Raw genomic sequence first — 11,336 nt, 5'->3', positions numbered from 1 at the left:
AAAACCATTCGTTCCATTTAAGTCATTGGTAGCCGTAGTTCCGGTAAATGATTTATCCCCGGCAATAAGTTGGTTTGTCGTTAAGTCTACAAAATTCTTCGTGGTCGAACCGGTTCCCCCATTCGCGACCGAAAGAGTACCTGACAATGCGGAAGTAGGAACCGAGGCCCAAGTTGCTAAGCCACTCCCGTTGGAGGTCAACACAAATCCTGAAGTCCCGTTGGTATTGGGATATTGAATCCCCCCTGCAGTTAATGTCCCCGCAATAACCGTATTTCCGGTAGAGGAAGCGACGCTAAATTTTGATGCACCTACAGCAAAATCACCCGACATTGTTTTCGCTCCAGCCACCGTTTGAGCCGAAGTCAAATCCACAAAATTCTGTGTGGCAGAGCCTGTACCACCTTTGGCAATAGAAAGTACACCTGAAAACTTGGCGTCTGTAACGGCTCCTGTAGCGATTTTTGACGCTGTTATGGCATTGTCTGTAATCACTGGTGCGGCCGCAGTCGTACCTGTTCCACCCAAATCACCTGCCAAACGCACCGATCCATTGGTGCTTGTTGTCGCATCGGATGCTACCGGTAATACTACTGAACTACTCGTACCCGAGATGGTTAACGTGGAACCCGCAAGTGAAAGTGTTTGAGTTTCTGTCAAAACACCCGTTGACGGTACCCATTGCGTTCCATCATATTTCAATACCTGGCCCGTAGTAGGGGCCGTCGAACTCAGCGTTCTCCCTTGTAATTTGGATACCAAAGGAGCTGCCGCCGTTCCACCTAAATCCCCCGCTAACCGAACAACCCCATTCGTTGACGTCGTGGCATCTACCGCAACAGGTAACACCACTGAACTACCCGTACCCGAAATGGTCAAGGTAGATCCCGACAATCCCAAGGTTTGTGTTTCTGTTAGAACAGAATTATTAGGGACATAAGAAGTACCATCAAATTTTAAAACCTGACCAGTCGTCGGCGGGGTAGCAGATACTGGAACGCCTTGAATCCGAACCACAGAAGGTGCGGTAGCTACACCGCCTAAATCACCGGCTAATTGGACCATACCAGAAGTCGAACTCGTTGCGTTTGGTAAGACCACGGAACTACTCGTTCCTGAAATACTCAACGTGCTTCCAGCTAAACTTAAGACCTGCGTTTCAGCCAAAATGGAGCTGTTGGGGACATAAGAAGTTCCATCGAACTTTAAGACCTGACCTGTAGTAGGCGTAGTGGAGGATACCGGAACGCCTTGAATCCGAACAACAGACGGTGCCGTGGCAACACCGCCTAAATCTCCGGCTAATTGTACTTTACCCGTAGCGGTTGAAGTTGCATCCCCCACGGCAGGAAGGGTCACAGAACTGTTGGTCCCAGATAAGGTAACCGTGGTCCCCGATAATGATAATGTTTGGGCCTCCGCCAAAACCACCGCATCTGGCACCCAAGCCGTTCCATTGTATTTTAACACCTGACCAGAAGTGGGTGATGAAGAACTCAAAGTGGCTCCTTGTAATTTCGCAATAGTCGGAGCAGCGGCCGTCCCCCCTAAATCACCCGCTAATTGAATCTTTCCTTTCGTTGTTGCATCGGCATCTGCTACCGTCGCATTAGCCATGGCTGTTTGCACAAAAGAGGTCGTTGCCAAAGAAGTCGAATTATTTCCGGGTGATTGAGTAACCCCCGTAGAACCGGATGGTAAAGACGGGTTCCCTGTAAATGTGGGGGAGTTAATATCAGCCTTCGCATTCAATGCGGCCTGAAAAGCAATTCCTGTAGTAGCTACATCGACATAGTCTTTAACTGCCTTAACAGAAGGATATTTGGTGTTTGATGCCGCATCCGCAGCTACATCCGTCGATTTATTCGCAAGTGATTCCTTCAAAGTCAATCCAGGCACCGTTGGCGATGTGGCAGTTCCTGATAAGTCACCTGCTAGTTGAATTTTCCCTGTTGCTAAGGTGGTTGCATCAGGTGTTCCCACCGTTACCACATTCGTCATGGCATTATCTACATAGGACTTAACGGCCAACTGCGTCGGATACAAAGAATTGCTAGGTTGGGAATTCCCTAAATCCAAAGCCGATGATTTATTCGCGGCTAATTCATACACACTCGTGATGGAAGATAAAGCATTTTGTGTAGACGAAATTTGGCTTTGTAATGAGCCTATTTGGCCTAAAATACTGGACGAGGTATTTTGAATTTGACTAACATTTTGTTGGAGACGAACCTCATGATCAGACAAGGTATTACTGATAGTTAACATGTTGTTTTTAACTTGAGTTATCGCTGTCGTATTCTTGTCAACTTGATCCGAAAGTTTTGTGACCGTTTGGTCTATTACGATAAAACGTAAGTTATTCGCTACCTGATTTGCCTCAATTTTGGTAGCATTTTCTTGAATCCCAACGATCGCCCCGCCCAAATCCTTCTTCAAGGGTTCCAAATCTTTGGGAACTAAATACCCCACGTCATTATTGAATTGACTAAGATTCTTCGGTGCATCGCGCACATTTTTATAATTTACTGACTCCGCATACAAAGCATAGGGCGTAAAAGTCAAAAGCTGATTACTCACTTCCGTGTAACTGCCAGAGCCAGTAAAATTCACAGAAACCTTTAAACGCTTCAATGTTTCATCCCAAAGAATCGAATCAAACTGCGAATACTTAGCCAATCCCGATGAGGCATTCGGACCCAAATTCATAGTAGAATTTCCGGAGCCTATCGTTAAGTTAACTAAGCCAAATTCATCCGTGGTTGTTTGCTGAATCTCTTCATAATCAATTCCCGCACCCGAAATCAACGTAAAACGTACCCAAACCTTTCCTTTAGCCAATGGCTGGCCTACAATTACTTGACCTGGAATTTCAATGGTATTCGGATCCAGAATAACAGCTTGGTAATTCAAGCCTTTTTGTTGGCCCAAAGCACCTAGCGAAATAAACAGCAACCAGAGGTATAAATGCTTCATTTGATCTTCAGATTATCGATTCAAGCTAATTCCCATGGAGATTGTCATAGGCAATAAATCCAATTTACCCGTAAGCGTTTGTGGGGAAAACAAACTTGCCGTCCGACGAACCTGAGCAAAAGCGCGCACATTCGGGCTTACAACTTTTGATAACTCAACTTGATATCCAGCAAAAATCTTGAATGAATTAAACTGTTTATCTTGAGTCAAATCATAATATTGAGATGATAATAATTGATTCCCCGCGATGAGCTGTTGGCCCATAACAACTCCCGCTAAACCCACATTCCAACCTCTGTATAGGGCAAATTTCGGACCGAAAGCTGCCGAAAAGCCAATAAAATCCGTTTGATAAGCAAAGGCGATTTTTTGAACGTCACCGATGGCATTCAATTGATGATAGTTTACGCCAAGTGCATAATGGAGGTAACTTAATGCTTTCGCGATTTTGGGACGATTGCTGAAATAAATCGCTGATTTAGAGAATTTTGATATCAAGCGCACGGTATCAATCAATACACGTTCTTGCGCTAACTCTACATACAAACCCGAGGATGGTTTCATCCAATCGATCTGTGCCCCCTTTGAGTTTTCAAATTGATAATGGGTAATTGCTGACCCTAAGGACCATTTCCAAGATTGAGCATGCGCGAAGAAAGGCGTAATACTAACGCAAAGAAAAATTAACCAAACACCACATAGGTGCTTCGTCAAAGCTGTGTAATATTTCATCTATCAGAACTTGGATTATGTTAAAACCGGAATAATTTTAACACATTTACCTCTAAGATAGGGATATTCAGCAAGTTTTAAGCAAAAAAGGGGGAAAAATTATCAACGAATAGATTACAAAACCATACGAATCGTATGGCATTGGCGAAATCAACTTGACAGGGGAAGCAGCTACCCTAAGTCAGTATTAAAGTGTAAACCCTTATTCTCGCGTTGCGCTCGGGCATGCTTAATAATCAAATACGCCACATTAATCATATTGCGTAATTCACACAAAGGAACTGTAATCCGTGATTGCTTGTATAATTCCTCATGTTCCAAATAGATTAACTCCAAACGATCATACGCCCGTTTCAGTCGGCGATCCGTACGAACGATACCCACGTAATTCGACATGATGGATTCCAACTCTTTGGCCATTTCGGTTACTAACACTAATTCTTCGGGATTACGTGTTCCAGCATCATCCCAGTCGGGAATATTAGTTGGTAAGGCTTGGGTTCCAAACTGGCTGACCGACTTCTCAAAAGCATTATGAGCATAAACAATGGCTTCCAATAAAGAATTAGAAGCTAAACGATTTGCCCCGTGTAAACCCGTTTGAGAACATTCACCTGCGGCATATAAATTTTCGATATTGGTTTGACCAAAATGATCCACGATGATTCCACCACATAAATAATGTTGGGCAGGAACTACGGGAATCATGTCGGTAGACATATCCAATCCTAACTCCTTCAGACAATGCGCATAAATCATGGGGAAGTGTTGTAATATTTCCTCTTTGGAAATATGACGCGTATCCAAATAAACGTGATCAACCCCGTGCTTTTTCATTTCCGAATCGATCGCCCGAGCGACAACATCACGCGGTGCGAGTGACAAGCGGGCATCATATTTTTCCATGAAGGTAGACCCGTCTTGGTTCTTCAAAATTCCGCCATGCCCACGAACGGCCTCCGAAATCAAAAAAGAAGGTTTCTTCCCGGGATTGAACAAGGCAGTTGGATGAAATTGAATAAACTCCATGCCTTGAACAAATCCTTTGGCACGGTAGGCCATCGCTATACCATCTCCGGTAGCGATGGTCGGATTGGTTGTTGATTGATAAACTTGCCCAATTCCGCCAGTGGCCAACAGCGTTGTTTTAGCTAAAAAGGTCTCAACTTTCTCCGTTTTTTTATTCAATACATATACCCCATAACATTGTTTGCCAGGTGTGTCTTTGGTTACTTTTTCCCCTAAATGATGTTGGGTAATCAAATCAACAGCAAAATAATGGGTAAAAAAGTCAACGGATTTAAATGACTTGACTTTCGCTAAAAGCGCTCGTTCAATCTCGTTCCCTGTAGAATCTTTGTAATGTAAAATACGCTTATCGGAATGCCCGCCTTCTTTGACTAAATCAAAGGATCCATCTGATTTTCTGTCAAAATCCGTTCCATAGGCAATAAGCTCACGAAGTCTCTCCGGTGCTTCGCGTACGACCATCTCGACAACTTCCCGGTCACTGATGAAATCACCCGCCACCATCGTATCTTCTATATGTTTCTCAAAAGAGTCATCGGTATCCCAAACGGCAGCGATGCCACCCTGAGCATATTTAGTATTGGTTTCCTCAGCAACGGTCTTGGTAATCAAGGCAATCCTAACTGGAATATTGCGTTTCTCAAAATGTTGAGCGACCTTCACCGTATAAGATAAACCTGCTATCCCTGAACCAATCACTATAAAATCATACGTCGGCATCCTGTCTTCGATTTTCCTGCAAATTAACCAAAAAGCGCATTGGAAATGAAAATTAGATTATTTATTGTACTTTTGCGCTTGAAAAAATTTAAACCCTTAAAATCATCCTTACCACATGGAAACATCCAACAATACTTCTAAAATTGCGCTGATTGTATTAGCGATCTTAACAGCAGTTCTAGGCGTACTTTATTTCCGTTCGAATCAATTAAACAACGAACAAGCTACAACGATCGAAGAAAAAGCAACTGAATTAGCCAACACCCGCACATCGTTGGATTCTATCTCAACGCAATTAGACGCCAAAATCACTGAAATCAAGTCACTAGGTGGTCAAGTTGCTGATTTAGAAGCATTAAAAGTTCAATTAGAACAAGATAAGGCTTCATTAAAAAAATCAAATCACGCTACCATTGCTTCTTATGAAGCTAAAATCAAAGAATACAATTTGGTATTAACACAAAAGGATGGCGAAATCGTGGAGTTGAAGAAGCAAAATGGTATTTTGACTGAAAACAATCAAGAACTGACTGCACAAAATACCAACCTAAACAACGAGAATACGGGATTAAAAACACAGAACAAATCTTTATCGGATACATTATCTGAAACAGCTGCTAAGAACAAAGAATTAGCTCGTAAGGTTAGCATTGCGGCTGCTTTAAAGGCTCAAAACCTGCGTGTTTTGGCAGTGAACTCAAAAGGTAAAGAGACGGAACGCTCGAAATTGAATGGTAAGAAAATTGAAAAACTGAAAGTTGTTTTCAACTTAGCCAATAACCCCATCACGAAATTGGAAAACAAAACCATCTACATGCGTGTCATTGATGGTGAAGGCGCAACACTTTCTGATGAAGCAATCGGTTCAGGCAAATTGAACGTAAATGGCAAAGAAGTAATCTACACAACGAAACAAGTCGTTAACTACACAAACGATAACCAAGAGGTCAGTGTTGTTTATCCTCGCGGTGGTGTGTCTTACAAACCAGGTAAATACAAAGTGGAGTTAATTTCTGAAGGATTTACAGTAGGCGCAGGGACGTTTGAAGTAAAATAGTCGCTAGTCAAAAATAAAATATTGAAGACCTCGGGAGTTATCTCGGGGTCTTTTTTTTAGACGTTGGACACTGGACGTTGGACATTAGACGCTGGACGTTGGACGTTGGATTTTGGACGTTGGACGTTGGACGCTGGATGTTGGACGTTGGACGTTGGACATTAGACGCTGGACATTAGACGCTGGACGTTGGTCGTTGGAATGCTGATTGAAGAGATGCTATACTTCGCGTCTAAACAAATGACGAATAGAATACAGTCGATTTGTATAAAAAAAATAGACGCGATGTATCGCGTCTCTACGGCCTAAAGTCCAACGTCCAGTGTCAAACTTCTACTGTCTACTTTTCCCACCACCACTTCGAAAAGCTCTTCGTAAACAATAGACTCGATCCGACTGTCTGGTTAATTTGGTAGGAGTTCAAAGACCCTGCCAGCGAGGTTTGAACGTTCCGATTATACGTTTTCAAACGCAAAGAACCTTCCCGATTTACAAACCACTCTAAGGCCCAATCACCCAACAACAATTGTGGACTTGTCTGATTTCGGGCATCGGTAAAGCCTCCACTGCGCGTAATACGGAGTCGGTCATTGACATTATAGGACGCACGTAACTGGAGATTAGATAAGATATCTTGGTTCAAAGTTCCTCCCCCCAAGAAAACATCGACGTTCAAATCCTTGTTGATTTTGGAAGCTAAATTACTCAACTGATTCGAGAGCATTTCCGTAAAATTCCCCATTAAATTACTAATGGCAATTCCCGAACCTCCAAACGGAGAAACCAATTGACCAAACAACAACACATTACTCACTTGACGTGTCAACTCCTGCTCATCTGTCTTAATACGATTTGCAAATGCCGTTACTGCTCCATTCAAATGTACATCTTTCGGATAATCGCGTACACCTATATCAAATGTGATGTTCGGTGATAATAAACGATTCTGCAAATTAATCGTCACATCAACGGGGTAACGACGTTTAAATTCTGGCATATTACTCTTATTCGTGGTGTCCAAAAGGATTGGAAATAAGGACGCATACTGGGTATATACCGCTTTAATATCCACATTAGCCTCTAAAGGATCACCTTTCCATGAAATCTTTGAACCGCGCTGAATCGCAAATTTCTTATTTATCAAATTTTGTAAGGTAAAGGTATAATCCCCTTGGTCAATGGCATAGTCGCCATTCATCTTAAAATCACCCTTTTTATCCAAGGTCATTTTGATATTTCCCATCCCATACACCCGCATGATATCACCCTTCTTTTGATCAAATTGTACCTCACCGTAGGCCTCAGGCGTAAGCGCCAAATTCAAATCCATCGTAATTCCGTCCTGCTTTAACTGACTTGCCAAAGGCTTCTGATTCAATTCAGCTGCTGCCGCCAAGGTATGGCTGTAAAATGAATAATCCCCCTGCTCCGTTTGCTCATATTCACGGTCCAAGGGAATAAATAATCGAGTGCCACGATCGCTCTTTAAATCAGCTGAAATCACCAATTGATCCAATGTCCCACGAAGAGCGAAGGGGCCCGTAGCAAAACCGGTACCGTAGTAAATTGACTTCGCCGTACGGGTCGTATTTAACAACTTATAATGATTCAAATCTGCTTTCAGATCAATCTCAAATGGACTTCCCTTTGGGAATGCCAATCGCGCATTCAACCGAGCTGTATTCCCTTCGGGATCTTTCAAAAGCCAATTTTGACCTAATATCTGCCTTGATTTAAACAAAACAGTATCAGCAAAAAGTATCCGAGTATTCAAGTAATCAAAGGTCGTTCTACCATTTCGCACAATAATCTTGCCATCAAACAAAGGCTCTTGTAATTGCCCCCTGATACGCAATTCCCCTGAGGCATCCCCACTCAAGTTTGAAAAAATACCTTTCGCAAAGGGTTCTAAAATCTGCAGATTGGTTTTGTTTAATTCAGCGCGAATATTCAATTTATCAAACTCTTCGTTGGGCTTGTAGGTTCCACTTACCGACAAAACGGATTCGCCTAATCGGTTTAAATGATAGTTTAAATCCATAAATTGTGATGCTGCATCATAGGTGCCTACGCCTTGAAAATCACCAATATAAAACTTGTCCAAACGCAAGGAATCCAGCAAAAGCCAAGAATCCAACCGCGTGTTTTGGTACCAGTTTTGTAGACTGAATTCGGCATTCATTTCGCCTTGAATATTCGTTGCAAACAAAGGTGCCAAGGTGCCTAATTGAAACTTGTTGACTTTTAATTTTAAGGTTTCCGTTGAATCCAAGGAGATGTTTCCCTGTAATGCAATCGACTGTTTTTTATTCGAAATCAATACGTGTTCAGCTCGTAAATCCTGCCCTTGAATTCGGACGCGATTCTCTGGATCAATCGACCAGTCTTGTCCTAAAATTCGAACATACGAATCCTTAAACCTCAAGGATAATCCATCTTTTTCAAACTTCCACAATCCCCCCAAATGAGCCATATTCTCCTCGCCCTGTTGCTTAAAATCCAACCCAAAATTAATGCGATCCTGATCCCAAAGCGCATCCAATTTGAAATTTTCTGTCGGTGTTAAAAAGTTCAACTGCTGTTTTCTTGATTGAAAAATCAAACTTGATGAAACCTCAGGGCCACCCAAATATTTGGAACTCTGAAAGGAAAAAACGGATTGGTAAAAGGTATAACCGCCCATCACCAAGGTGTCTGGGTACGCCTCTAAACTGAGTTGAAAACTACGCCCCTTGGCGATATTGCCAGAAAAAACCGTATTTTTCGCTACCCCTAAAGATGGGTAAAAGCGCTTCAATAAAGGACCTGCATCGTGACAAACAATGGTAAATTCAGCACCATATTTATTATCCGTCGCATGATTTTTTTGCGCATAGTAGGATTTTCGATCTTGCTCATTTTTCTGAAAATACAAGAGGTATTCTTGCCATAACTGAACGAGCTCCGACTGCATATTGCTTGGTACAAAATCCCCATTAATCTCCACGCTTACGAATGGAGAATTTAAAACATAATGACGTTTAGATTCAGCTCGAACCTCCGAATTAAATGTCACCATATCCATGGCCAAATCTTCCATTTGAGGCTTCTGAATATAGACCTCTTGAAAGAACCCTCGACCTGTTAAATCATCCCAGGTATTTAAAGCAAAATCAATGGTAAAGTTAGTTTTTAATCGAATAGGCTCGTTGGAAAAATGAAGCTGAGCCATGTCCGCCCGGTCTACACTGCCTTCCAACTGGTAGGTTGGTTTCGCTTGACGCAAATTAATTTCACCTGACATGTTTGCCAACAAGTGTGAATCTTTCACCGCAACAGTCCCCTTAAACAATTGCTTTTGCAAATTCCCTTTCAAGCTAACGCGTTTATACGCATAGCGGTTAAAATTGATTTCAGAAATCAAGCCATCGAAATCAACATTCGCTGATTGATTTGAAAAACCATTCCCCTTGATTTTTGCAGCTAAATCGATGGTGCCCAAGTAGTCCTCAAGTACTAATAACTTACCCAACTTAAATTTCTTAAGTGCTACTTGACCCTCATAGCTTGAAAGTGACATTGAATCCTTAATTCGCATGGAAACATCCCCTTCCATATAACCTAGTCCTGTATTCAGTTTACCTGAAGTTCTGAAGACGGTATTCGTCCCATTGAACTTTCCCGAGAAGGCAACGGGTCCTAAAATAAACATCTTATCCGCAGCAGGTTTGGATATGAATACAGCTAAATCCTGTGGTATAAAAAGCGAATTTTCCATCACAAAATCCATCTGGGTTTTGGGAATTTCAGGCAAGCCCTTGAACGCAAAATCACCTCTTAAAACAGACTTCGTGCCGAAACCCAATTGGAAATTTTTTAAGGCCAACGCTTTTACGGTTCCGGCCAACTTCCCCTCCAAGGTGTAGACACCTTTGTATGGATACATCGATTCGACAAAGCGACCGACATCAACGGAAGATAAACGCGTTTTTACTAGATTTGCTCGCATATCTGCCTTTGTGAACCATTCGGTCATATCCTCCACATGCTTATAATTCACTAAAAATTGGTCCGCTATATATGAATCATTCACAAGTAAATCCAGTTGGTCAAAGCGCATTTGACGATCGCAAATCATAAACTGCGTATTCAAGCGTTTAACTTGTAAACGCGTGTCTTTATGAAGTGCTTTAAACCCAATCGTTTGCAAACCGATGGTGTCCCCTTTGGTGTAAAAACGTTTTACCTTGGAGTTAATATGGCTTATCTTAAAGTGCGATAAATCAAAATGAGTAGGTGTTCCTAGGTTAGGCTCCCGCTCATCATCCAATAAAAACTGGCCATCAACAACCTCAGCTTCGCGAATTACGAAGGTGCTAGATGCTTTCGAAGGAGTGGGTGAAACTCGATATACCCACGCAATAATTCGATCAATAAAGTGATTCAAATTCACTTGGCCTTGTTTTTTTTCTAAAACCAAATGCACGCTTGGCCGCAATAATCGCGCATAATCTAATGTGGGCTCATTACCACCGAGGAATAAATCACTGATGCTAAAATTCACATCGAGGTTTTCAATGTAAATCATCTCCTTGCCCCATGGATCGTGAATACGAAGTCCAGAAACACTCAATTCATCAAAGAACTTAACTTGAATACCTTTTATTTCAACAGGATAACCTAATTCGCGCTGAATGATTGGTTTAAAATAATTGGCCAATAACATCTGATTGGACGGTGCACGAAGTAACAAAATGAAGGTGAAAATGAGCAAAAAGATTCCTAACAACCCGTAAAGGACTGATTTGGCTAGGATCTTTAGGTATTTTACCATGTTTACTTT

General features: G+C 42.0%; 5 protein-coding genes. 1 reads left to right on the top strand and 4 read right to left on the bottom strand.

Translation table 11 applies throughout. The features are described 5' to 3' along the window. The 3 genes from ACIQZ2_RS00995 to nadB all read right to left on the bottom strand — a co-directional run. Positions 1-2,976 (bottom strand): hypothetical protein (locus ACIQZ2_RS00995; protein WP_395766963.1); only part of this gene is annotated, 2,976 nt, incomplete at its 3' end. 12 nt (positions 2,977-2,988) lie between these two features. Next, entirely contained in the window at positions 2,989-3,708 is a 720-nt protein-coding gene (locus ACIQZ2_RS00990) for a hypothetical protein (RefSeq protein ID WP_395766962.1), read from the bottom strand. A 171-nt stretch (positions 3,709-3,879) separates the two neighbouring features. Next, entirely contained in the window at positions 3,880-5,457 is a 1,578-nt protein-coding gene (gene nadB, locus ACIQZ2_RS00985) for an L-aspartate oxidase (RefSeq protein WP_395766961.1), read from the bottom strand. Positions 5,458-5,572: 115 nt separating this feature from the next. On the opposite strand from nadB, the gene ACIQZ2_RS00980 reads away from it, so the two are divergent. Next, complete coding sequence (locus tag ACIQZ2_RS00980) at positions 5,573-6,514, top strand: hypothetical protein (protein ID WP_395766960.1); 942 nt, start codon at positions 5,573-5,575, stop codon at positions 6,512-6,514. Positions 6,515-6,854: 340 nt separating this feature from the next. Here ACIQZ2_RS00980 and ACIQZ2_RS00975 read toward each other — a convergent pair whose 3' ends face one another. Beyond that, positions 6,855-11,327 (bottom strand): translocation/assembly module TamB domain-containing protein, encoded by a 4,473-nt coding sequence (locus ACIQZ2_RS00975; RefSeq protein ID WP_395766959.1) that lies wholly within the window; start codon positions 11,325-11,327, stop codon positions 6,855-6,857. Positions 11,328-11,336: the final 9 nt, after the last annotated feature.

This window comes from Aquirufa sp. (assembly GCF_044342065.1).
Lineage (GTDB): Bacteria > Bacteroidota > Bacteroidia > Cytophagales > Spirosomataceae > Aquirufa.
The sequence above is the reverse complement of the archived record's forward strand: the minus strand, read 5'-3'. Positions and strand labels throughout refer to the sequence as shown.